This is a genomic window from Shinella sp. M27 (assembly GCF_049199905.1).
Classification (GTDB): Bacteria; Pseudomonadota; Alphaproteobacteria; order Rhizobiales; family Rhizobiaceae; genus Shinella.
This window is the reverse complement of record NZ_JBLZPK010000039.1, coordinates 55,240-77,870: the sequence shown is the minus strand read 5'-3', so window position 1 is coordinate 77,870 and position 22,631 is coordinate 55,240. Positions and strand designations below refer to the sequence as shown.

Sequence of the window (22,631 nt, the reverse complement as noted above, 5' to 3'; positions counted from 1 at the left end):
AAGCCTCACTGCGTCGCCAGATCGAGTTCCACCTTCACGACGTCCCCCGGCAGGACCGGCGTCGTTTCGGTGGCGCGGATCTGCTCGGCCTTGCCCTTGACCGTGCGCAGGATCGAATAGCCGATATTGTCGGCGCTCATCCCACCCTTCAGCGAGGCGGCATCGGCCGACTGCATCAGCGCCTCCGACATCAAGTCGCGGCTCGTGCCGAGCTTCAGCGTCAGCGTGTCCAGCTCCTGCTCGGTGTTCTGCAATTCCTGCGCTAGGGTAGCGTCCCAATCGTTCTGCAGGTTGGTCTCATCCTGCGTCGCCTTGTTGATGTCCTGCTTGGCCTTGAGGGAGGCCGTATCGATGTCGAGCAACGCCGCCTGCAGATCGGCCGTGCGCTGCTCCAGCGCGAGCCGCCGGGAGCTGATGGCGAGCCCCTTCTCGGCCAGCGAATCCACCTTGGAAAGGTCACCCTGCACCAGCTCCAGCTGGCGCGTCTGCGTTTCGGATTTCTTGCCGAGCGCATCGATCTCGTTGGTGAGCAGCGATTTCAGATCGGCGAGCGCAGTCAATTGCAGCCGTAGCCGCTTTTCGCGCGAGGTCATCAGTGCCTTTTCGCTTTCGAGGATCGCGCGCGCCTCGTCCGAATTGTCGAGCTCCTTGGGCGTGACGATCTCGTTTGCCCCGCTCATCTCGGCGGCAATTCGGGCGCGGCGGATGAGGAGGCGATTGCGCTCGGCGACCTGCACGGCCGCCTCGCCTTCCGAGCGCAGGAAATCGCGCGCGAAACGCTGGCCGGGATCGCCGCGCTTGCGGCCGCCGCTCAGGCTGACGGCCTTGAGCACGGTCAGGCCCGGCGCGAAGGGATAGGCGCCGGGCGTCTGCACCTCGCCGGAGATATAGATGGGCCGGTATTCGGCAATCTCCACCGAGGCGGAGGGAAGGTCCTTCAGGCCGAAGAGCACCTGCATCTTCTTGCCGATATCCTCGGCGAGTTCGGCGGAGGTGCGCCCGTCCGCCGGCAGCTGGCCGATGAAGGGCAGCGAGAGCGCACCGTCGGCGCCGATGGCGTAGTCGCCGCTCACCGCACTCCAGTCACGAATGGCGCCTTCGGCGGTCTGCCATTCGGCGACGCGAATGCGCAGCTTGTCCATCACGCCGAGCCGGTATTCCTCCGCGGAGGCTGCGGCCGGCGCGGCAAGGGCGAAGGCGAGGCAAAGCCCGCCGAGGACTTTGACAGAAAAGGCGGTCGCGGCGGATGCCGCGGTCGAATTCGTCTTCATGAAACCCCTCTCTTCGAGCGTTGTCGCCCATCCGACTTGCCGGACGGGCGCGAGAACACTTCGGATCAGTAGCTGCCGCGGGAAAGGCAGACGGCCGGGATGGTGCGCGCGACGATCATGAGATCGCTGGTCAGCGACCAGTTGCGCACATAGTGGGTGTCGAAGGCGACGCGCGTTTCGTAGGACACGTCGTTGCGCCCGCTGACCTGCCAAAGGCCGGTCAGGCCGGGGCGGGTCTGGAGATAGTAGACGGCGGAGCCTTCATAGAGTTCCAGCTCGTCCTCCACCACCGGGCGCGGGCCGACAAGGCTCATCTCGCCCCTGACGATGTTGATGAGCTGCGGCAGTTCATCCAGGCTCAGCTTGCGCAGCACGGTTCCGACCACGGTGACGCGGGGATCGTGCTGCAGCTTGCGCGTGGTGCGCCATTCCTCGCCGGCGGCTGGGTTATCCTCCAGATAGGCTTGGAGAAGCGCATCGCCATTTTCCGCCATGGTGCGGAATTTCAGGCAACGGAAACTCGATCCGTTATAGCCGATGCGGCGATGGCCATAGAAGACCTTGCCGCCGTCGGATAGTTTCACAAGGGTCATGATCAGCACGAAGATCGGGCTGAGCACGATGAGGGCGGCCAGTGCCACCAGAATGTCAAAGCTCCGTTTCGATATCCCCCCTACCGGCGGAGCGCCGGATATTGACGAACTGAAAAACGGCGAACTGGCCGATCGGGTCGCGGACTTCATAGAGATGGCTCCATTGGATTTGCGATTTGGTCGGGTCCTTGGGACGCGTTCCTGCATCCAACGGGGAGTGTATGGTCACAGTTTGTTTTTTGAAGCGTGATCGGTGGACAAAGAAATCAGCCTTGGAACTTCAGAAGATCATCATCTCCTAATTTTAAGGTTTATTCTCCACGCAACAGTATCCCCGGCTGGCACGCCGAAGCATCTTTCGCCTTTTTCACACTTGAAATTCACGAACCTTTGCTTTCATCACTTCTTTTGACGCGCTCGGCCTCCCCGCTTTTACATATCTCTACGTGAAACGGCGCGGCCGCGTGCACCGTGACAGGTAGATAGACGTGCATCTGGAATGAATTTTTGCATTGCAATATTATTTTGCATTGCAAAATTTTCCATTAGAATCCGCTCAAATTGTAACAAAACTTGATCGCGGTCCGCCGCGTGCGCAACCCATCGGATGCAGCCCAAAATCACGATTTCCCGCCATCAGGGAGGCGGTGGTCCCGACTTTGTCCAACCGTGTCGGAATAGGGGCAGGAACGGGGCAGATGATTCTGCCGGATGGCCCTGCGCGGTAACGGAAGCACAACACAATTGGGCGAAAAGCAGGAACCAGGGCCGCATGCGACTGGTTAATACCAAAGATTGCACGGCAGACAGCGGCCCCGTATAGTCTCCCGTGAGCCTCAGAGGAGAAGGCAGATCCACCGATGAAACGTGCGCCGGAAACGAAATGGCGGGACAGCCCGGCCTTTGGGCCGCGTTTCTTCCTGAGCATGTCTTTCGCGCTCGTGGCCTTCGCGATCGTCACCTACATCTCCACCGGCTCGCTTGCGACGACCGCGATCCAGACGGTGATCTGCGCCGTGCTGATCCAGATCGGTTATTTCCTCGCGCTGCTGTTCATAACCTGGCGCACCGCAAAGGCCCGCAAGGCCGAACTGGAGGGTGCCGCCCGCCGCAAAACCGGGCTGGAAGGCACCAAGCCGTCGGTGCCCGTGTCGATGAAGGAGCCGGGCCACTCGCAGTCCTGATTGCGCAGCCGCTTTCGCCAAGCCGTTTTTGTGCCCACTTCGCCTTTCATGCTGCATTGCAGCGCGGCTCGCTCCGCGCATGGTTCAACGCGTGAAAGGGGATCGTCGTGACCCAGGAAGACAAGGTCTGCGTCATCATTGCCGCGAGGAATGCGCAAGACACGATCGGCCGGGCCGTGCGCTCGGCGCTTGCCGAGCCCGAAGTCGCCGAGGTGGTCGTGGTCGACGACAGCTCGGACGACCGCACCATGGCCGTGGCTGCCGAAGCCGACGATGGCAGCAAGCGGCTCGACGTCATCCGCTTCAAGGTCAATCGCGGACCGTCGGCCGCGCGCAATCACGCGATCGCCATTTCGCGCGCGCCGCTGATCGCCATTCTCGATGCGGACGATTTCTTCTTTCCCGGCCGCTTCCGCCGCATGCTCGCCTGCAAGGATTGGGACTTCATCGCCGACAATATCGCCTTCATGGAAAAGGCCGACCCGGCGCATCCGCCGGCCGATTTCGCCCCGAACCCGCGCCGGCTGGATATCGAAGCCTTCGTGCTCGGCAATATCTCGCGACGCGGCGCACCGCGCGGGGAGCTAGGCTTCCTGAAACCGGTCATGCGCCGCGCCTTTCTCGATTCGCATGATCTGCGCTACCGCGAGGACATGCGGCTTGGCGAGGACTATGAACTCTATGTCCGCGCGCTGATCGCCGGCGCACGCTACACGATCATCGAAAGCTGCGGCTATGGCGCGATCGTGCGGGCAAATTCGCTGAGCGGCCAGCATCGCACCAAGGATCTCGAGACCCTGTTTGAGGCCGAACGCACTATCCTCTCGGCCGGCAATGTGCCTCCTCAAGCTGCCGAAGCTCTGCGCCGCCACTGCCGACAGATCGGCCGGCGCCATGCGCTACGCCATTTCCTGGATCGCAAGCGCAAGGGCGGCGCGAGCGCCGCCCTTGCCTATGCCCTGGAAAACCCGGCCAACCTACCCGCCATTACCGGCGGCATTTTCCGCGACAAGCTGGAGGCCGCCCACCGCCGCGTTCGCCCCCGGCAGCCCGTCCCCCAGGCCAGGCTGCGCTATCTGCTGACGACCGACTAGAGATAGTCGCGCCGTACATCCTCCAGCACCGCATAGAGCCGCTCCTTACGCTCGGAAAGGCGCGCATCGGTGCTGAGTTGCGGTTCGGCGCGGCTTGCCTGCCAGAGCGCTAGCGTCGAGGGCGCGGCGAGCATCTGCTTGGCCGCAAGGCGCAGGCCACCGCGAGGTGCGGCCTGTGCGACGGCAACGGCGGCCTCCCCTCTCCCGGCAAACGTCGCGCCATCGTAATCGACGCCCCAGAAGCGGGCGCCCTTGATGATCGCTTCGGCGCGGGTGGAGATGGGAATGCGCCGCGGCCGATGTTCGACGCCGAGCGTTGCCGCCCAATCCTGCCATTTGAAGCTGTTGATATTGGCCGAGGTGCTGACGGCGACCCACGGCACGCGGAAGGCATCGGCCAGGATCGCGCCATGCATGGATTCGGCGATGACGAGCTCGGACTGCGCGATCTCGCGGATCACGTCCTTCGCCTCGCCACGCGGATCGATATAGTGCATGCCCGCGGTCGCGCAGACCACCGGCCAGAGTCCGGCCACCGCCGATTCCCAATGGGGCACGAAGGCGCAAGGATAGCGTTTCGGCTGGTTTGAAAATTCCGGCATGTCGGCGACCAGCACCGCCGGATCGACGATACCGAGATTGTCCGCCACGCCGACTTTCCCGGCCGTCAGCGGCCCGCGCACGCAGCGGATATCCCAGAGATCCTTGTTGCGCATGTCGGGCAGAACACCATAGCCGAAGCCGCTGCCAAGCACGAGTTTCCGCCCCTCCTCGGGCAGGAGGGTCTTGGTCAGCACCGTGCCGACGCCGACGAGCAGCACGTCCGGGTGCACCTCGCGAAACCCCGGCAACAGGAAATCCCAGAGCCAGAGATTGAGGTCGTCACCGAAATTGCCGTGCTGCGATTCCCAGTAATAGGGCTTCATGTCCTCTCCTTGGAAAACGGTGGGTCAGCGGGAAAACTTGCCGACGGCAAGCGCGAAAACGCTGGTGAAGAGCCGCGGATCGCGCACCGCCCAGCGGGCGAGCATGTCGAACTGCGGCAGTTTGCGGTGGCGCACGCGCCGCGCCTGGCTCCACAGCGCCTGGCGCCGCGCCGTCTGCTTGTAGGAGCGCAGAGAGGCGATCTCCGTCGGGCGTTCGGCAAAGCGCTGCTCCAGCCGATCGAGCGCCACCCAGGTGTTGAACTGCTGGCGCAGGAACTGCGGTGAATCGTTATCGACACCGTGGAAGATATTGAGCCCCTCGCCGCGCACCGCACCGGCTTCCGCACTCAACACGACCCGCCGGGCGGCTAGCACGCAATCGCAGAAAAACAGCACGTCTTCCGCCGCAAGCCGGAGTGCCGCGTCGAAACGCACGCGCTCGATCAGCGGCCGGCCGATGACCATCGCGGAGAGGTGAAGGAAGCTCCAGTTCTTCAGCATGACCTGCGTCAGGCCGGGGATTTCGAGGAGAAGCGGATCGTCCGAAAGGCGCACCACGGCCTCGGTCTTTTCGAGGTCGGCGACACCGAAATGATAATAGAAGGCATCGCTGCCGGTGATCGAGGCGAAGTAGCAGTTCGCGTCAAATTGCGACATCGCGCCGACGGCATTTTCGAGGTGATCGGGCGTCCAGCTATCGTCCGAATCAAGGAAGGCGACGAGGTCGGTTTCCGGGGGCACATGGTCGAGCCCGGTGTTGCGCGCCCCGCCCGGACCGGCATTCTCCTGCCGCACGATATGCAGGCGGGCACGCTGTTCGTCGGGAAATCCGATGATGTCGCCATCGGCGGGATAGGGCGATTCATCATCGACGACAATGACATCTAAGTCTTTGAAACTTTGGGAAAAAACAGACGTCAGCGCACGCCTTAGAATGCCCGGCTCCTTCTGGTAGAACGGAATAATAACTGTCAGCTTCGCCATGTTTTCGTCCCTGTGTTCTCTCTAGAAAGACGTTCGTCTGGTCTCCTCCCACCGGGGCGCGGCCGTTTCCGGCGCAGGCTTGTCGTCGTCGTCAAAGCTCCTCTTGCGATACAGGATCCCGCTATGTCCCCGCCCGTGAATGCCAAATCGGTCACCCGAAATGTCGGCTGGAGTGTCCTATCCAAGACAAGCACATTCGGGCTTAAATTTGTCACCGTGCCGATTTTGGCCCGTCTGCTGACGCCAGAAGAGTTCGGCGGCGTCGCCGTCGCACTGGCCGTCGTGCAGTTTCTCGCGATGATCGGCGGGGCGGGTCTCGCCTCCGCCTTGATCCTCGAACCCGATGAAGACGAGGAGACGATCCACTCGGTTTTCTGGGCCAATCTCGCCTTCGCCTGCCTGATGGCGGCGGGGCTCTACATCTGGGCCGAGCCGCTCGCCGGCTGGTTCGGCGCGGCCGATGCGGCCTACCTGCTGCGCCTCATGTGCCTGCTCATTCCGCTCCAGCTTGCCGGCGACGTGGCCTATGCGCTGGTCGCCCGGCGCATGCAGTTCAGCCGGGATGCGCTGTGGAGCATGATCTCCGAATCGATCGCGGCCATCGTCGCCGTCATCCTGGCGCTGGCCGGTTTCGGCGTCTGGGCGCTCGTCGCCCAACTTTTCGTCGCGGGTATCATCCGGCTTGCCGGCCTCTTCTTCGTGTCGCGCTATCTGCCGCGTTTCCAGTTTCGCGCCGAAGGCGTCGTCCGCCTGGGGCGTTTCAGCCTTGGCCTGATGGGCTCGGAAGTCGCCAATTTCGTTACCTTCCAGTCGCCCATGGTGGTGATATCGCGCTTCCTTGGCCTCGCCGATGCCGGCGCCTATTCCGCCGCCAACCGCTTTTCCAGCATTCCCAACCAGGTCGTGCTGTCGGGCGTCATGGGCGTGCTGTTTCCCGCCTTCAGCGCGATGATGCATGATAGGAAGCGCCGCTCGCAGGCGCTAATGCTGAGCACACAGGTGACGACGCTGCTGCTCGCCCCCATGATGTTCGGCCTCTGGGCACTTGCCGAACCCGCCATGCTGCTCTTGTTCGGCCCGCAATGGGCCGCCGCCTGGCCGGTGCTCGGACTGCTCGCGCTCTCCAAGGGGCTGCTCACCCCCTGCAGCACCTTCATCCCCTATCTCAAGGGGGCCGGCCATGGCGGCGCGCTGTTCTGGTGGGCCATCGGCCGCGCCGTCGCAACGACCGCCGCGGTCGTCTTCGGCGCCTATAACGGCACGCTCATCGAGGCGATGGTGGCGCTCTGCCTCGTCAACGCCGTCGTTCTCGTCGGCTATTCCTGGGTCGTCTTCCGAGCGGACCAGACGCCCTTCCTCTCCGGCTTCTACCGCTCGGTCCGCCCGATGCTGACGGCCGCGCTGATGGCGCTGGCCGTGCGCGCAGCCCTCGAACACGGTCTCGCCCCGCATTTTCATCCCGTCCTGCAGGTCGCCCTCGGCATTGCACTCGGCGGCGTGATCTACGCGGCCCTCACCCTTCTCACCGAACGGCCGCTCTTGAAAAAGCTCCTCGATCTCGTTCGCCGGCCGAAGATCGCCGCTGCCGCCGGCGTGCCTTGAGGCCGCCCCAATTCGACAACCCTCGGCCGCAATCGCAGTCATCGCCGACAGAAGGCAGGCTGAACGACAAAAAAGTTTCGGCGCCGCCTGCACCCAAAAATTGCGCCTAAATCAGTATATTCGAATGGACGTCTAAGTATTGCGGGACCGGGGATCGAACTTCCTTCGCGGCAGCGAAATAGACATCTCGTTCGCACCGCCAGCGACGCGACACATGCTGCAATGCAACCTTGTCGGCCGATAAATTTGCTGCGCCGCCATATTTTTTGCCGCCCCGTCGCCCACACTCCTCTTCGTAGGCTCCAGTCTGCTCTTGTTTGAACGCCGTCCGGGGGGATCGGCTCACCAGAGGGGTGACGGACATCGTGACCATCGACGCGACCGTTTCAGCGCGCATCAACCTGATGCGCATCGTGCTGATATCAGGGATCATCTTCGTGCATGTTCCCCACGACCCGGCAACGAGCCCTTATCTCGGCACGTTCGGCGGGCTGGACTGGCTGCGCGTGTTCCTCGCCGACAGCCTGTTCCGCATCGGCGTGCCGTGCCTTAGCGCCATCTCCGGCCACCTGCTCTTCCATCGCGGGCTCGAAGGCTTCGATTACCGCAAGACGCTCAGCAGCAAGGCCTCGACCATCTTCCTGCCTTTCCTGTTGTGGAATACGGCCTTTCTCGTGCTGGTCTACGGCGCGCAATCGCGCGGCATCGGCTTCGGCTACCTGCCTGACATCGTGCATGCCGGCCCGCGCGAATGGATGAACCTCGCGTTGGCAACCGAAAGCTGGCCGATCAACATCCCGCTCTATTTCCTGCGCGACCTCCTGCTGTGCCTGCTGCTGTCGCCGCTCATCGCCGTTCTCGTGCTGCGCTATCCGCGCACCGTGCTCGCGCTGATGCTGGCCTATGCGGTGCTGCCGCTGCCGAACGGCATCTTTCTGAAGAAATCCATCCTGTTCGGCTTCAGCTTCGGTGTCGCGATGGCGCTGCATCGCGTCGACATCACGCGCCTAGATCGCTTCGCCGCCCCGGTCTTCGCTGCCGTTCTGGCGATGGCCGTTCTGCTCTCTTTCGCGCTTTATGCCTTCGGTCCGGAATTTCCGGCCTGGCTCGATATGCTGCGCAGCCTCGCCGCCATTGCCGGCATCTTCGGCGCATGGGCGCTCTCGGCCCTGATCATCCGCACCGACCTCGGCCAGGCCCTGTCGCGGCTCGACGGCCTGAGCTTCTGGATTTTCTGCGGACACTATCCGCTGCTCATCCTGTTCTGGATGATCTGGAACCGGCTCGGCATTGCCGATTACCCGCTGTTTTATGCCGCAAGTCCGGTTCTGGCGCTCGCCATCCTCGTCTCCACCCACGCTGCGGCACGACGCTTTACCCCCGCCCTTGCCGCCATCCTCACCGGCCGCCGCGCAGGCGGCCAGAAACGGCCCTTGGCCGGCCATCCGCCGATGAAGCCCGAAGGCTCCATCGCCCAACGGAGGTGAACATGACCGATTTCCCGAAAACGGCGCTCTGCGCCGCAGCGCTTGCCCTTTCCGCCGCTCCGCTCGCCGCGCAGGAAGGCGCCAACGGCACCTCTTTCGTGGAGGAATTCGACACGCTCGATACCAGCAGATGGTACGTTTCCGATGGCTGGAACAACGGAAAACATCAGAACTGCACCTGGTCGAAGGATCAGGTGGCCGTCGACGGCGGCAAGCTCACGCTCTCCTTCGATGCCAAGCCCGCGGGCGAACGGCAATATTCCTGCGGCGAGGTGCAGACCCGCAAGCGCTACGGCTACGGCACCTACGAGGTGCGCATGAAGGCCGCGACGGGCTCGGGCCTGAACTCGGCCTTCTTCAGCTATATCGGCCCCGCCGACAAGAAGCCGCATGACGAGATCGACTTCGAAGTTCTCGGCAAGAACACGAGCCGCGTGCAGCTCAACCAGTATGTCGCCGGCAAGGGCGGCCACGAAAAACTGGTGCCGGTCGATGGCGGTGCGGACAGCGGGTTCAACGACTATGCCTTCGTCTGGCAGAAGGATCGCCTGCGCTACTACATCAACGGCGCGCTCGTGCATGAGGTGACGGACGCCGCAAAACTGCCGTCCAACGCCCAGAAGATCTTCCTCTCGCTCTGGGGCACCGACACGTTGTCCGACTGGATGGGCCGTTTCGCCTTCGCCGGCAAGGCGACGCTCGAGGTCGAGCGCATCGCCTTTACCGCCGAGGGCGATCGATGCCAGTTCGACGGCTCTGTCGCCTGCCTCACGAATTGACGGAGAGGCCGATGTTCAGGGTTCTCTATCTCGTCCACGACCTTTCCGATCCCGCCGTCCGCCGGCGGGTGCTGATGCTGACCGCGGGCGGTGCGGCGGTCACGCTCGCCGGCTTCCGGCGTGGAGAGAACCGCCTCGCCGAGATCGAGGGTGTTGCGCCGCTAGAATTCGGTGCGACTGCGGATGCCCGCTTTGCGCAGCGCCTCCTCGCGGTGGCGGGGGCGGCGAGCAGGCTTCCGCGTTTGCTCGCCGGCCTTGCCCGGCCGGATGTCATTCTGGCGCGCAATCTCGAAATGCTGGCGCTCGCCAATCGCGCCTCCCGGCATTTCGGCGGCGTGCCGATCGCCTATGAGTGCCTCGACGTGCATCGCTTGCTGCTGAACACCGGGCTTGCCGGCAAGGCTCTGCGCGCGGCGGAGCGCCATTTCGGCCGCGATGCCCGCCTGCTCGTCACCAGCTCCCCGGCCTTCGTCGAACACTATTTCAAGCCGCTGTCCGGCATTCGCGCACCGGCCCATCTTCTGGAAAACCAGGTTCTGGAACTTGATGGCGGCGAAACGCCCATCCAGACACGCACCCGGCCGGACGGCGCGCCATGGCGCATCGGCTGGTTCGGCGCGATCCGCTGCCGCAAATCGCTCGACCTGCTGGCCGCCTTTACGCGACACATGGAGGGACGCTTCGAGGTGGTTCTGCGCGGCCGGCCGGCGCGCAGCGAATTCGACGATTTCAACGGTTTTGTCGCCCGAGAGCCCTATCTCCGCTTCGAAGGCCCCTACCGCAATCCGGAAGACCTTTCCGTCCTCTATGCGAATGTCGATTTCACCTGGGCTGTGGATTTCTTCGAGGAGGGGCAGAACTCGCTCTGGCTCCTGCCGAACCGGCTCTACGAGGGCTGCCGCAACGGCGCCCTGCCGATCGTTCTCGACGGAACCGAAACGGCACGGCTGGCCATGCATCTCGGCGTCGGCGTCTCGCTTGCCGATGCGCGGCTCGATACCCTAATCGACCGTTTCACCAGCTTCGACGAGGCGGCCTATCAGGCGCTTCATGCCAATCTCGTCGCAGCCGGTCCCCGGCCCTGGATCCTCGACCGCGCCGATTGCGCCGCCTTCGTCCAGCGCCTCGCAGCGCTGCGCCAGCCGGCAGAGCAGACGGCAACGCCGCATCCCACCCCTTCCCTCATCGCCAGCAAGGTGGCCAGCGAGGTAAATTGCCATGACCGTTGACGAAGTCGCAGCCGTGCGCTGCCTGATCGTGATCCCGTGCCTCAATGAGGCGCCTTATCTCGAATCGCTGGTGAGCCAGCTCGAACCGACCCTTGCGGAGCTCAACGCGACGCTGGTCGTCGTCGATGGCGGCAGTACGGATGGCACGCGGAATATCGCCCGCGGCCTCGCCGCCCGCTTGCCGAAAATGCACGTGCTCGACAATCCCAGGCGCATCCAGAGTGCTGCCATCAACCTCGCCATCGAGGCCTTTGGTGTTGAGCACGACTATATGATCCGCATCGATGCGCACGGTACCTATCCAAGGGACTATTGCCGCGTGCTGGTGGAGGACGCGCTGGAGACGGGGGCGGATTCCGTCGTGGTCGCCATGCAGACCGTCGGCTTCGGCACGTTCCAGAAGGCGACCGCCGTCGCGCAGAATTCCGTGCTGGGCAATGGCGGCGCCAAGCATCGCGTCGGCGCCGAGAGCCACTGGGCCGATCACGGCCACCACGCGCTGATGCGCATCGCCGCCTTCCGCGCGGTCGGCGGCTACGACGAGAGTTTTACCGCAAACGAGGATGCCGAATGCGATTACCGGCTCAATCAGGCGGGCTACCGGATCTGGATGACGGCGCGCACCAGCATGATCTACTATCCGCGTGCCAGCGCCCTGCCGCTCTTCAAGCAGTATTTCGGCTATGGCCGTGGCCGCGCGCGCAATTTCCTGAAACACCGCGCGCGACCAAGCCTGCGCCAGATGCTGCCCTTGATGGTGGCGCCCGTCGCCGCCGGCGCCTTTCTGGCGGCCTTGACCTGGATTGCCGCCGTACCCTTTGTCCTGTGGGCCGCCGCCTGCCTTGGCTATGGCGCGTGGATGGCGCTCGGCCAGCGCAACCCCTATGGCCCGCTTGCCGCCATCTCGGCCATGATCATGCATTTCGCCTGGTCGGCCGGCTTCTGGCGCGAACTGCTCGACATCCGCCAGCGGAGGATGCCGGCATGAGCGCACCCATCAAAATCGACATCGCCGTCTGCACCTTCCGTCGCGAGATCCTGACGGAAACGCTCGCCTCGCTGGCAACATTGAAGGTGCCGCAGGGCGTCCGCCTCCGCGTCATCGTCGCCGACAATGACGTCGAGCCGAGCGCCTATACGCGCGTCGCGGCGGCAGCGGACTGGATGCCCGTCGAGGTCGCCTATGTCCATTGCCCGGCCGGCAACATCTCGCTTGCCCGCAATGCCTGCCTCGACAATAGCGACGCCGATTTCCTCGCCTTCGTCGACGACGACGAGACGGTGGAGCCGCAATGGCTGTCGCGGCTCCTCTATGCGGCGGAGCTCAACGGCGCGGATGTGGTGCTCGGCCCCGTCCGCGCGCTCTATGCGCCCGGAACGCCCGACTGGATGCGGCGCGGCGATTTCCACGCCACCCGCCCCGTCTGGGTGAAGGGCGAAATCCGCACCGGCTATACCTGCAACGTGCTGATGCGGCTTGCCGCGCCCTCCGTCGCCGGCCGACGCTTCGATCTTTCGCTCGGCCGCAGCGGCGGCGAGGATTCCGCCTTCTTCAGCGGCGTCTACGATGCCGGCGGTCGCATTACATTCGCCGCCGACGCCTGGGTGGAAGAACCTGTGCCCGTCGCCCGCGCACGCTTCGCATGGCTGGCGCAGCGCCGGCTGCGCATGGGCCAGACCCATGGCCGCCTGTTGGCCGAACGGCGCGACGGCCTGGCGCGTATCAAGGCGGCCGCGCTTGCCGGCGCGAAATGCGCGACCTGCCTCACGGGTGCCGCCGCCTTCGTGCTGTTCCCCATCCGCCGCAACCGCTTCCTGCTGCGCGGCCTGCTGCATGCCGGCGCGATCGGAGGCCTGTTCGGCACCCGCGCCATTGAACCCTATGGCAGGCTGGAGGCCGCGCGATGACCGCCCCCGACGTCAGCGTCGTCATCGCCGCCTACAACGCGGCCGAAATGATCGAGCGCGCCATCCGCAGCGCCCTTGCCCAGCAGGGCATCACCGTCGAGGTGATCGTCGCCGACGATTGCTCGACGGATGCGACGCGCGCCACCGTCACCGCTATCGGTGATCCGGCCGTCCGGCTCGTCACCCTCGAGCGCAACCGCGGCCCCGGCGGCGCGCGCAATGCCGGTTTCGCGGCAGCGCGCGGCCGCTGGATCGCCGTGCTCGATGCCGACGACACGATGCAGCCGGACCGGCTTTGCCGCATGATCACGGCCGCCGACCGGGATGACGCCGCGCTCGTGGTCGATAACCTCTTCGTCCTGCATGCCGATGGCCGGATCGAGACCATGTTCCCGGATGCGCTGCTTGCCCGCACCCCGCGGATCGCGCTTGCCGATTTCATCGATTCCAACCGGATTTTCCGCAGCACGCATAATTTCGGCTACATGAAGCCGATCTTCCGCCGGGCTTTCCTGGAGGACAACGACCTCATCTATGACGAGGCGTTGCGGATCGGCGAGGACTATCTGTTGTTTGCCGCCGCCCTTGCCGCCGGTGGCCGCTGTATGGTCGTGCCGGCGCCCGGCTATATCTACCACATCCGCGAAGGCTCGATTTCGCGCGTGCTGCATCTCCATCACGTCGAGGCCATGCTGGCCGGCGACCGGCGCTTCCTCGCCCGCTTTCCGCTGGCGGGCGAAGCCGCAGCCGCCCAGCGTCGCCGCACGCGCAATTTGCAGGAAACGCGTGCCTTCCTCGCACTCGTCCAACATCTCAAGAACCGGTCGTTCGGGCCTGCCCTCAAGGCGGCGCTCGGCGATCCCGTCGCACTCCGGCATCTGGCGATGCCGGTTGCCGCCCGGTGGCGCCGTCTCGTGACGCCACCCCATCGCAAGACGGTCGCGCCCCGCGCGGCCTCCTCCCCAGCGACAGCGCAGGATTATGCGCTAGAGAACAAAGGATAATGCCATGGAGCGAACCAGAACCGTCCGCAAGGCCATCATTCCCGTCGCCGGCAACGGAACCCGCTTCCTGCCGGCCACCAAGGCCATGCCGAAGGAAATGCTGACCATCGTTGACCGCCCCGTCGTGCAATATGCCCTCGACGAGGCGCGCGAGGCCGGCATCGAGCATGTCGTCTTCGTCACCAGCCGCAACAAGCAGGTCATCGAGGACCATTTCGACGACACGCCGGAGCTGATCTCCTCGCTCGAAAAATCCGGCAAGGACGACAAGGTCCGCGAACTCGGCGAGCTGCTGCCGCAGGCCGGATCGGTCAGCTTCACCCGCCAGCAGGCGCCGCTCGGGCTGGGCCATGCCGTCTGGTGCGCCCGCGACGTCATCGGCGACGAGCCTTTCGCGCTGCTGCTTCCCGACATGATCTCTTACGGCCCGCGCGGCTGCCTTTCCGGCCTGATGGACCTCTATGGCGAGGTCGGCGGCAATGTCGTCGGCGTCGAGCCATGCGCGCCCGACGAGGTTTCGCAATACGGCATCGTCGGCAAGGGAGCGGCCGTGCAGCACGGCTTTGCCGTCACGCATATGGTGGAGAAACCGCGGGCGGGTGAAGCACCATCCAATCTTTTCCTCAACGGCCGCTACATTCTCCAGCCGGAAATCTTCGGCCATCTCGCCCGCCAGCAGCGCGGCGCGGGCAATGAGATCCAGCTGACGGACAGCATGCTGAAACTTTCGGGAAGCCAGCCGTTCCACGCCCATGTCTATGAGGGGCGGACCTACGACTGCGGCTCCAAGCACGGCTTCATCGAGGCCAATGTCGCCTTCGCGCTCGCGCGGCCGGATATCGGCGGCGCCGTCTATCAATCCCTTCGCGACATGATGTCGTCGCATGAGGGCCGGATTCGCGCGGCATAAGACCAAAGGCCCCGGATGGGAGGATCCGGGGCCGCCTTCGGGAGGACAGAGTTTCCATCGCGCCGAAAGGCAGAACGGAGCCCCATGCACCAACGCACCGTACCGAACCGCAGCATTCTGCGACGGGAGCCGGATCCGTCCGATAGCTTCATCGACCTCAACCGCCTGCTGACGATCCTCGTTCGCCGGGCGCGGCTGATCGGCCTGTCGGTCGCGCTCGCCGTCGCGTTGGGCGTGACCTATCTCGTGTTCGCGACGCCGGTCTATACGTCGATGACGCAGATCCTGCTCGACGAGGACCTGTCGCGGTATGCGGAAGAGAGCGAGCCGGCGCCGCAGAGCAGCCAGCAGGTCGACATGCGCATTGCGAGCGCGGCCGAAATCCTGAAATCCGGCCGGCTGGCGCTGCGCGTCGTCGACGACCTGAAGCTTGCCGACAACGAGACGATCATCAACCCGCCGCAATCGCCTGTCGCGATCGCCAAGGGATGGGTCAAATCACTGACATCCTTCGGCTCCGCCGGACCGCAGGCATCGGAGGAGGCGCTTGCCAACGGTCGCCGCGAAAAGGCGGCCGCCGTGCTGCAGCAGGCGCTGACCGTCGAGCGCGTGTCGCGCAGCGCCGTTCTCGCCGTCTCCTTCCGCTCGACCGATCCGCAGCTCGCGGCAGCCGTCACCAAACGCTACGCGGAAGCCTTTTTCGAGGATCAGTTGAGCTCCAACTTCACGGCGACGGAACAGGCGTCGAGCTGGCTTCAGGAGCGGCTGACGGATATTCAGGCCCGCGCGCAGGAAGCCGCCCTCGAAGTGGAGCAGTACCGCGCCGAAAACGGCCTCACCACCGCCCGCGGCGAACTAATGTCGGAACAGCAACTCGCCGATCTCAACAGCCAGCTCATCCTGGCGCAGGCCGATGCCGCCAGTGCTTCCGCGCGCTATGCGCAGTTCAAGGCGATCGTCGAACAGGGGCCGGACAAGGCGATCGACAACGCGACCATTCCAGCCCAGGGCGCCGATGCCTCGGGACTTCAGGAATTGCGCAACCGCTACAACTCCGTGGTCAAGCGCGCGCAGGACATCACCAGGAATTTTGGCGCGGACCATCCCCAGGCAATAGCGCTCCGCGCCGAGAAGGAAGACCTCGCCGGCCAGATCTACCGGGAGCTCCAGCAACTGACGGCGAGCTACCGCAACGAATATGACGTCGCCCGCTCACGCGAGACGTCGCTTCGCGAAAGCATCCGGAAGGTCGCCGGCAACAATGCCGATGCGAACCGCTCCTCGGTGCGCCTGCGCGAACTGGAACAGAAAGCGACGGCATTGAAGGCCCTGTCGGAGAGCTATTTAAGCCGTTTCGAGCAGGCCTCGCAGAAGCAGTCCTTCCCGATCGCCAAGGCGCGGGTGATCTCCGATGCCGGCGTCCCCGTCTCGCCGTCCAGCCCCAGCAAGACCATGGTGCTCGGCCTATCCTTGGTGTTGGGCCTGATGGCCGGCGGGGCCTTGACCTTCGTGCAGGAAATGCGCGAACGCGCCTTCCGGCTCGAAAACGACGTGCGCAGCATTCTGGGCCTGAAGCCGCTCGGCTACCTGCCGCTCGTCGGCGGCGCATCGAAGAAGCGCAAGCCGGCGACGATCGGCGCCAAGGCGGTGAAGACGGAGCCGCCATCCGGCGCGGAAGACGATGACGTCATCCCGCTCGAGCGCATGACCCGTGTCGTGCTGGATGCGCCCCGCTCCGCCTTCACCGAGACCCTGCGCAACGCCAAGCTCGCCGCCGAAACCATGCTGCACGGCCGGCAGAACCGCGTGATCGGCGTCACCTCGGCCCTGCCGGGCGAAGGCAAATCCACCGTCGCGACCAATTTCGCAGCGCTGCTTGCCGTCAGCGGCAAACGCACGCTGCTGATCGACGCCGACGTTCGCCGGCCCGGCCTCAGTGCCATGATGAAGCCCGCCCCGCAGACCGGCCTCGTCGAGGTGCTGCGCGGCGAACTTCCCTGGACGCAGGCCGTCAAGACCGACCGCCGCTCGCAACTTACCATCCTGCCAATCGCGCTGCACCCCGGCGAAACCCGCCGGCACGACGCAAATGAGCTGATGTCGTCCAATGCGATGAGAGAGCTCGTCGACGAGGCGCGGCAGCATTTCGACTATGTCGTGGTCGATCTGACGCCGCTTGGACCGGTTGTCGATGCGAAGGCCTTCGAGCCGCTGGCCGATGGTTTCCTGTTCGTCGTGGAGTGGGGCAGGACGTCGGCGAATTTCGTCCGCGACCTGCTCGCCGCCGAACACCGCATCGAGGGCAAAACCCTCGGCGTCATCCTCAACAAGACCGACATGGCAGCGCTCAGCCGATACAGCGATGCGGGCGGCGCGGAGCAATATCGGGAACTCTACGAGCAATATTATACCGACAGCATGAAGGGCATGACGGGCTGACGCGCCTCGTGCAGTCGGCCGGATTTCTCAACCCGGCCGGCACGTTAGCGGGAGTTCGGCCACCCTACCCGGTGTTCGCCCCGCACGCCGCCAGCATCAGGGCATTGCAGTCCGGCAGAGCCTCAATCGCAATGCGGACGGTGCTGCCATCCGACACGGGCCGCCGCAAACTTTCCTTGCGTGCGGGCTGGAAACGAAGCCCTCCAGCGGCATCGAGCGCCTGAAGGCGGGAGCGGGAGATCGCCAGTTCGCTCGCCAGCAGCCGGTCGAGCCGAAGCTGGCTTGGCAGCGGAACCGAGAAAACGATCTCCAGGCTATCTCCACCCGCACATTCCCCGAGCACGGCCTTTTGCACCATGCATTCGGGAAAAACCTCGATGCGCGATGTCTTGCTTCGCAAGGCATTGAGATCGAAGGCGCGCCCATGCGCATCGTTGGATTGCAGCGCCCGCAAGGTCGCGGGTCGATCTCGCGGATGGCCCGGCGCTCGAAAAGCGGGCGGCTCCAGGTCTTGTCGCATTGGGTGCATTTGTAGATGAGCCAAGCATCGAGCTTCTTGCCGTTGGCGTTGAGCCGGAGCCGGTCGCTTGACCGGAACCGCTGCGGTGCGGCGCAGGTGCTGCAGGCAAGAACGGGCTGCGGTGCGTGGACGGGAATGATGGTCCAGCGGACCGTACCGGATTCCTCGCGCTGTATTCAACTAGAGCAAGAACAGACTGCGCCGGGCCATACCCTTGAACGAACACGCGATTTTGCCCCACGTCATCGTGACCGATGACGACGAGGACCTGCGGGAGATGGTCTCCGACTATCTCGCCGGCCAGGGATTTTCCGTCTGCGGCGTCGCCAGCGGCGCGGCCCTTGATGCCGCGCTTTCCGAGCGGCCGGCCGACCTATTGATCATCGATCTCAACCTGCCTTCCGAGGACGGTTTCTCCATTGCCCGGCGCATCCGGGCCGGCTCCGTCGTTCCCATCATTATGCTCACGGCGCCGCGGATGTGGTGGACCGGATCATCGGCTTGGAAATGGTGCGGACGACTCTGTCACCAAATCCTTCGATCTGCGCGAGCTGAAGGCGCGCATCCGCGCCGTCCTGCGCCGTGGGGCGACCCAGCCGGCCGAGTCGGTGGCTCCATCGGTTGTCCGATGAACCACCCTAGACGCTCGCTATTTCCAGCCTCGTACGCTCATGTTTCAACTGTTTCAGCGCGGCGTCGTCAGATCGTCGAGGAAAGCCGCGATATCGCCAAGCGTGAACAGTTTTTCGATCATCGGACAGCCCGAGCGTATCGCCGGATGATGTTCGCACAGCCAATCGTAGAGGCCGGGGCCATCGCCGGCGGGCATGCGGATATCGCAGAGGATCGCATCAAACTTGCCGTCACGCGCGGTAATCTTGCCCCGCGCCTCGTTGCCGCCATGCGTGACGGTAACAGCATAACCGAGGCGGTCAGCGATCTCCGCCACCAGTTCAGCGACCGCCACGTCGTCATCGACCACCAGCAAATGCCGGTTCGGTGCGGGCTGATCCGTCTTTGCCGCGGGCCGTACAGCCTCCGCTCCGCTCGCCTGCACCGTTTCATTGGTGAGCCGGATGATGAAACGCGCACAGCCATCAGGCGCATCACCGAGCGTCAGACTGCCGCCATGTGCTTCCACCAGCCCCTTGGACACGACCAGGCCGATGCCGGTGCCCGCCCCTTGCGGTTTGGTCGTGAAGAACGGATCGAAGATGCGGCTGCGGATCGCCTCCGGCACACCGGCTGGTGAGCGAAACCGTACCCGCCACCCGGTCGGCCTCGATGCCGACGGTGATCCTGCGGTCGGTGAGCCCGCTGATCAATATGGGCCGCGAAAAGCCGCCGTCCGCCGAGCGTGACATCCGTGATGGTGAGTTCGATGGGGATCAATTCGCCCGTCGACAGCATGGCCGGCAGTTCGAGCCGTTTGCCGAGCACATGGCCTGCACCTGTCGCGAGATAGCGGGAAAGACCGTGCTCATGCGCGGCCCGTTGTTCCGGAGGAATGATCAGTTCGGCGATGGGCTCGCCGATGACGGCGTCCCGCGCATAGCCGAAGATCGCCTCTGCCGCCGGGTTGAAATCGACCACAAAGCCTTCGCCGTCGATGACGACGATGCCGTTCGAACCACCGCTGCGTGATAGGCTTCGAGTTCGCGAAACTCCGACGGTGTATTCATGCGCGATCCTTCCGGGAAGCCGGGCAATCCCGGCCGGACCGGAATTGCCCGAAATGGGCGTAAGCTGCGGAAGACTAGCGGCCAAGTGTTTCGCTTGTGTTTCAGCACCCATGCTGGAGGTCACGAGAAGCCGACAAGCGGCACCGGCAGGTTCTATTGCAGCGGCACGATCCTGAGCGGCGTCGCATAGGGCTCGACGCGCAAAGTCCCCTCAGCCTGCACGCTGATCTGCTTCAGCGGCGCCTGTTCCAGCTCGCCCTCCTTGGCCTTGCGCACGGCATAGCGCCAGACCGTCAAGGTCCCGCGCTCGTGCAGCGCGCCTTGCCGATGGCGCCGGCATCCTCGCCGAGTGCCGCATCACCAGGCGTCAGGGCTGCAACGATTTCCTCGTTCTCGTTGACGAAGCTGAACAGTTTTGTGCCTTCCGCCGCAAAGGCAGGCACGGCGAAGCCGGCAACGAGGCCCATGACGAGGCCCATGGCAAAGATAGGGCGAATGGCTGCAAACATGGAATGATCCTCTCCTTGATCTGAGGTCATCCTGCCAGACGACGGTTTCAGCCGTACGCCAGGCTTGTTTCAGCAAGGTTTCGGGGATCGCGGAGAAATGACCACCCGCGGGTCCGCGTCAGGGCGGACCGCGGGCGTTCCTTGTCGTGCCTCAGGCGGCGCGGCGGCGTGGGGCTTCGCCAGCGTTGCTGACGGAGAAGCGCATCACCATGTCGCGCAGGGTATGCGCCTCATCGTTCAGCAGGTTTGCGGCGGCGGTGGTTTCTTCCACCATCGCGGCATTCTGCTGTGTCACCTGGTCCATGTTGTTGACGGCGACGTTGATTTCCTGAAGGCCGGAGGACTGTTCGCGCGCCGAGGCAGAAATGTCCTGGATCAGCTTGTTGACCGAGAGGATCTGCTCGCCGATGCGCGTCAGCGCACTGCCGGTCTCGCCGACCAGCGAAACGCCCTCCTGGACCTGCGCGCTGGAGGCGGAGATTAGCGCCTTGATTTCCTTGGCCGCCTGCGCCGAACGCTGGGCGAGCTCGCGCACTTCCTGCGCCACGACGGCAAAGCCCTTGCCGGCTTCGCCGGCGCGTGCTGCCTCCACTCCGGCATTCAGCGCCAGCAGGTTGGTCTGGAAGGCGATCTCGTCGATCACGCCGATGATCTGGCTGACCTTCTTCGAAGAATCCTCGATGCCCTCCATGGCGGTGATCGCCTTGCGCACGACCGCGTTGGAACGGTCGGCATCCGAGCAGGCCTCGTTGACCTTGGCGGCGGCATCGCCGGCATTGCGGGTGCTGGTATGCATCTGCTCGGCGATCTCGTTCATCGCCGCGGCGGTTTCTTCGAGGCTTGCGGCCTGCTGTTCCGTACGGCGCGAGAGATTGTCCGAGCTGCGGCTGATCTCGCCGATGCCGGCATTCAACGAATGCACGGTCTGGTTCAGCTGCAGGATGGTGCGCTCAAGGCTGTCCATCGTGTCGTTGAAATTGTCGCGCAGCTCCACATAGGACGGCGGGAAGTTTTCGGTGATGCGGCTCGTGAGATCGCCGCGCGAAAGGTTGGCGAGGCCGCGACCGAGCGCTTCCACGACCTTGCGCTGCTCTTCGGCGGCGCGGGCGCGCTCCGTCTCGGTCTGCCGACGCTCGTTTTCGCTCTGCTGACGCTGCTCGGCACTGGCAGCTTCCAGACGGTGACCATCGGCAAGACGATGACGGAAGGCTTCGAGTGCGACGGCGACTTTGCCGATCTCGTCACTGCGCTCCTGACCGGAAACCGGCTGTTCCAGCTGGCCCTGTGACATGCGGCCGACATCACCGAGCAGCGAGGCCATCGGCCGCTGCACGAAGGTGCGCACGGCCAGAAGCAGCGCGCCGATCACGGCCGCGAGAATGAACATGCCGCCGATGACAAGGATCTTCGTCTGCTCGTTGACGACGGAGGAGACGGCTGCCACCGGCACGTCGACCGCCACGGCCCAGCGGGCATTGAGGCCCGGCAGATCGAAGGGATAGACGACACGATAGACCGAGTCGCCATCGCTGCCCACGACATCGTGCAGCGTCACCGTCTTGCCGTCGCCAAGCGCCGCCTTGACCTGATCGCTGCCTTCGGCTGCGTATTCCTTCATCACCTGCGAGGCGTCGGGAGCCGCCAGCCATTTGCCGGTGCCCGAGAGCAGGTAGACACGGCCTTCACCGAACGGACGTTCCGACTTCAGAGAGTCGGCAAGGGAGCCCAACGCGACATCGAGACCGGTCACTGCGGCGAGACGACCGTCGATAATGACAGGTTGCGTTACAGTCATCATCAGGAGATTGTTGGCCGACGGCTCTTCATACGGTTCGGTCGCGGCGCCCTTCTTGCTCGTCGCAGCAAGGCGATAATATTCCGCGTTGCGATCGACGGCGGGGCGCATCAGTTCCAGACCGCTCGCGCCGCGAACCCAGTAAGGCGTGAAAACGCCATCGGCATTCGTGCCCTGTACTGCATCGTCCTTCGGCCCGACCGTGCCGTCGAGGCCCTGCTCGGTATCGACGATCCAGGCGCCGAAGACGAGATCGAACTTTTCCACCTGCGCCGGCAGCATGGTCGTGATCATCGCGCGGTCCAGCTTTCCGGCGGCAATGCCCCGCTCAATCAGGCCCGCCAGGCTGCGCGTGGCACCCGAGAGCGCATCGATCTTGCCGCTCATCGCCTGCGCGGTCGCCTCGGCCTCGGCTTCCGCCTGCTTCAACGTGATGGCGACGGTGCGCTCTCGCACTTGAAGGATGACAATGAGGAAAGTCAGCGCCAGAACGCAGGCAATGGCGACAGCGCTCACGGAGAGCAGCTTGACCGCCAGGGAGCGGGAGGATTTCGGACGCGCAGCGGAGGTTGAAGCCATGAGGTCGGTCCTGTTTCGCCAAGATACCGGCGATGGTTGCAGTAGAATGGTGCTGACGCTGCGGTATTTAACTTAAAAAGTAATAAAATTTTTCCGGGAAATCAGACCTTCCTCGCCGGAGGCGCCCGCCGTTTGA

General features: G+C 64.3%; 20 protein-coding genes and 2 pseudogenes. 12 read left to right on the top strand and 10 right to left on the bottom strand.

Going from position 1 to position 22,631, the window contains the following annotated elements; all coding sequences use genetic code 11:
- Positions 1-5: 5 nt before the first annotated feature.
- Complete coding sequence (locus tag ACOZK4_RS15980; protein ID WP_421592731.1) at positions 6-1,271, bottom strand: polysaccharide biosynthesis/export family protein; 1,266 nt, start codon at positions 1,269-1,271, stop codon at positions 6-8.
- Between the two features lie 65 nt (positions 1,272-1,336).
- Positions 1,337-2,014, bottom strand: a complete 678-nt coding sequence (locus ACOZK4_RS15975) for a sugar transferase (RefSeq protein WP_421592730.1) — start codon at positions 2,012-2,014, stop codon at positions 1,337-1,339.
- Between the two features lie 710 nt (positions 2,015-2,724).
- Here ACOZK4_RS15975 and ACOZK4_RS15970 point away from each other — a divergent pair.
- A complete protein-coding gene (locus tag ACOZK4_RS15970) occupies positions 2,725-3,048 on the top strand; it encodes an exopolysaccharide production repressor protein (protein ID WP_421592729.1) in 324 nt (107 codons plus the stop codon).
- A gap of 101 nt (positions 3,049-3,149) precedes the next feature.
- Positions 3,150-4,142, top strand: a complete 993-nt coding sequence (locus tag ACOZK4_RS15965; RefSeq protein ID WP_421592806.1) for a glycosyltransferase family 2 protein — start codon at positions 3,150-3,152, stop codon at positions 4,140-4,142.
- On the opposite strand, the gene ACOZK4_RS15960 is transcribed toward ACOZK4_RS15965, so the two are convergent.
- Both ACOZK4_RS15960 and ACOZK4_RS15955 read right to left on the bottom strand, forming a co-directional pair.
- Positions 4,139-5,068 (bottom strand): polysaccharide pyruvyl transferase family protein, encoded by a 930-nt coding sequence (locus ACOZK4_RS15960; protein WP_421592728.1) that lies wholly within the window; start codon positions 5,066-5,068, stop codon positions 4,139-4,141. The genes ACOZK4_RS15965 and ACOZK4_RS15960 overlap by 4 nt on opposite strands.
- 24 nt (positions 5,069-5,092) lie before the next feature.
- Positions 5,093-6,052 carry a glycosyltransferase family 2 protein gene (locus ACOZK4_RS15955; RefSeq protein WP_421592727.1) on the bottom strand — a complete coding sequence of 320 codons (960 nt, stop codon included), beginning with the start codon at positions 6,050-6,052 and terminating at the stop codon, positions 5,093-5,095.
- A 123-nt stretch (positions 6,053-6,175) separates the two neighbouring features.
- Between ACOZK4_RS15955 and ACOZK4_RS15950 the strand changes: the two genes are divergently transcribed.
- The 9 genes from ACOZK4_RS15950 to ACOZK4_RS15910 all read left to right on the top strand — a co-directional run bounded on the left by ACOZK4_RS15950 (position 6,176) and on the right by ACOZK4_RS15910 (position 17,410).
- Complete coding sequence (locus ACOZK4_RS15950) at positions 6,176-7,654, top strand: lipopolysaccharide biosynthesis protein (protein WP_421592726.1); 1,479 nt, start codon at positions 6,176-6,178, stop codon at positions 7,652-7,654.
- A 371-nt stretch (positions 7,655-8,025) separates the two neighbouring features.
- Positions 8,026-9,141: an acyltransferase family protein gene (locus tag ACOZK4_RS15945; protein ID WP_421592805.1), complete on the top strand. Its 1,116-nt coding sequence runs from the start codon at positions 8,026-8,028 to the stop codon at positions 9,139-9,141.
- Between the two features lie 2 nt (positions 9,142-9,143).
- Positions 9,144-9,920 (top strand): glycoside hydrolase family 16 protein, encoded by a 777-nt coding sequence (locus ACOZK4_RS15940; protein ID WP_421592725.1) that lies wholly within the window; start codon positions 9,144-9,146, stop codon positions 9,918-9,920.
- Positions 9,921-9,931: 11 nt separating this feature from the next.
- Positions 9,932-11,149, top strand: coding sequence for a glycosyl transferase family 1 (locus tag ACOZK4_RS15935; protein WP_421592724.1), 1,218 nt, complete (start codon positions 9,932-9,934; stop codon positions 11,147-11,149).
- On the top strand, positions 11,139-12,137 hold the full coding sequence (locus ACOZK4_RS15930) for a glycosyltransferase family 2 protein (protein WP_421592723.1): 999 nt from the start codon (positions 11,139-11,141) through the stop codon (positions 12,135-12,137). Before ACOZK4_RS15935 ends, ACOZK4_RS15930 begins: the two co-directional genes overlap by 11 nt.
- Positions 12,134-13,057 carry a glycosyltransferase family 2 protein gene (locus ACOZK4_RS15925; RefSeq protein ID WP_421592722.1) on the top strand — a complete coding sequence of 308 codons (924 nt, stop codon included), beginning with the start codon at positions 12,134-12,136 and terminating at the stop codon, positions 13,055-13,057. The genes ACOZK4_RS15930 and ACOZK4_RS15925 overlap by 4 nt, the downstream gene beginning before the upstream one ends.
- On the top strand, positions 13,054-14,061 hold the full coding sequence (locus ACOZK4_RS15920) for a glycosyltransferase family 2 protein (RefSeq protein ID WP_421592721.1): 1,008 nt from the start codon (positions 13,054-13,056) through the stop codon (positions 14,059-14,061). Before ACOZK4_RS15925 ends, ACOZK4_RS15920 begins: the two co-directional genes overlap by 4 nt.
- 4 nt (positions 14,062-14,065) lie before the next feature.
- Positions 14,066-14,971 (top strand): UTP--glucose-1-phosphate uridylyltransferase, encoded by a 906-nt coding sequence (locus ACOZK4_RS15915; protein ID WP_421592720.1) that lies wholly within the window; start codon positions 14,066-14,068, stop codon positions 14,969-14,971.
- 84 nt (positions 14,972-15,055) lie between these two features.
- Positions 15,056-17,410, top strand: coding sequence for a polysaccharide biosynthesis tyrosine autokinase (locus tag ACOZK4_RS15910; RefSeq protein WP_421592719.1), 2,355 nt, complete (start codon positions 15,056-15,058; stop codon positions 17,408-17,410).
- 64 nt (positions 17,411-17,474) lie between these two features.
- Here ACOZK4_RS15910 and ACOZK4_RS15905 read toward each other — a convergent pair.
- Positions 17,475-17,947: pseudogene (locus ACOZK4_RS15905) on the bottom strand (DUF1062 domain-containing protein).
- Positions 17,948-18,207: 260 nt separating this feature from the next.
- On the opposite strand from ACOZK4_RS15905, the pseudogene ACOZK4_RS15900 reads away from it, so the two are divergent.
- A pseudogene (locus tag ACOZK4_RS15900) lies at positions 18,208-18,342 on the top strand (DNA-binding response regulator); the annotation flags it as partial.
- Between the two features lie 273 nt (positions 18,343-18,615).
- On the opposite strand, the gene ACOZK4_RS15895 reads toward ACOZK4_RS15900, so the two are convergent.
- From ACOZK4_RS15895 to ACOZK4_RS15875, 5 genes are all read right to left on the bottom strand, one after another.
- On the bottom strand, positions 18,616-19,146 hold the full coding sequence (locus tag ACOZK4_RS15895) for a response regulator (RefSeq protein ID WP_421592804.1): 531 nt from the start codon (positions 19,144-19,146) through the stop codon (positions 18,616-18,618).
- On the bottom strand, positions 19,047-19,724 hold the full coding sequence (locus ACOZK4_RS15890) for a PAS domain S-box protein (RefSeq protein WP_421592718.1): 678 nt from the start codon (positions 19,722-19,724) through the stop codon (positions 19,047-19,049). The genes ACOZK4_RS15895 and ACOZK4_RS15890 overlap by 100 nt, the downstream gene beginning before the upstream one ends.
- A gap of 41 nt (positions 19,725-19,765) precedes the next feature.
- Entirely contained in the window at positions 19,766-19,909 is a 144-nt protein-coding gene (locus tag ACOZK4_RS15885) for a hypothetical protein (protein ID WP_421592717.1), read from the bottom strand.
- Positions 19,906-20,121 carry a hypothetical protein gene (locus ACOZK4_RS15880; protein WP_421592716.1) on the bottom strand — a complete coding sequence of 72 codons (216 nt, stop codon included), beginning with the start codon at positions 20,119-20,121 and terminating at the stop codon, positions 19,906-19,908. Before ACOZK4_RS15880 ends, ACOZK4_RS15885 begins: the two co-directional genes overlap by 4 nt.
- 151 nt (positions 20,122-20,272) lie before the next feature.
- A complete protein-coding gene (locus tag ACOZK4_RS15875; protein WP_421592715.1) occupies positions 20,273-22,495 on the bottom strand; it encodes a methyl-accepting chemotaxis protein in 2,223 nt (740 codons plus the stop codon).
- Between the last annotated feature and the right edge of the window lie 136 nt (positions 22,496-22,631).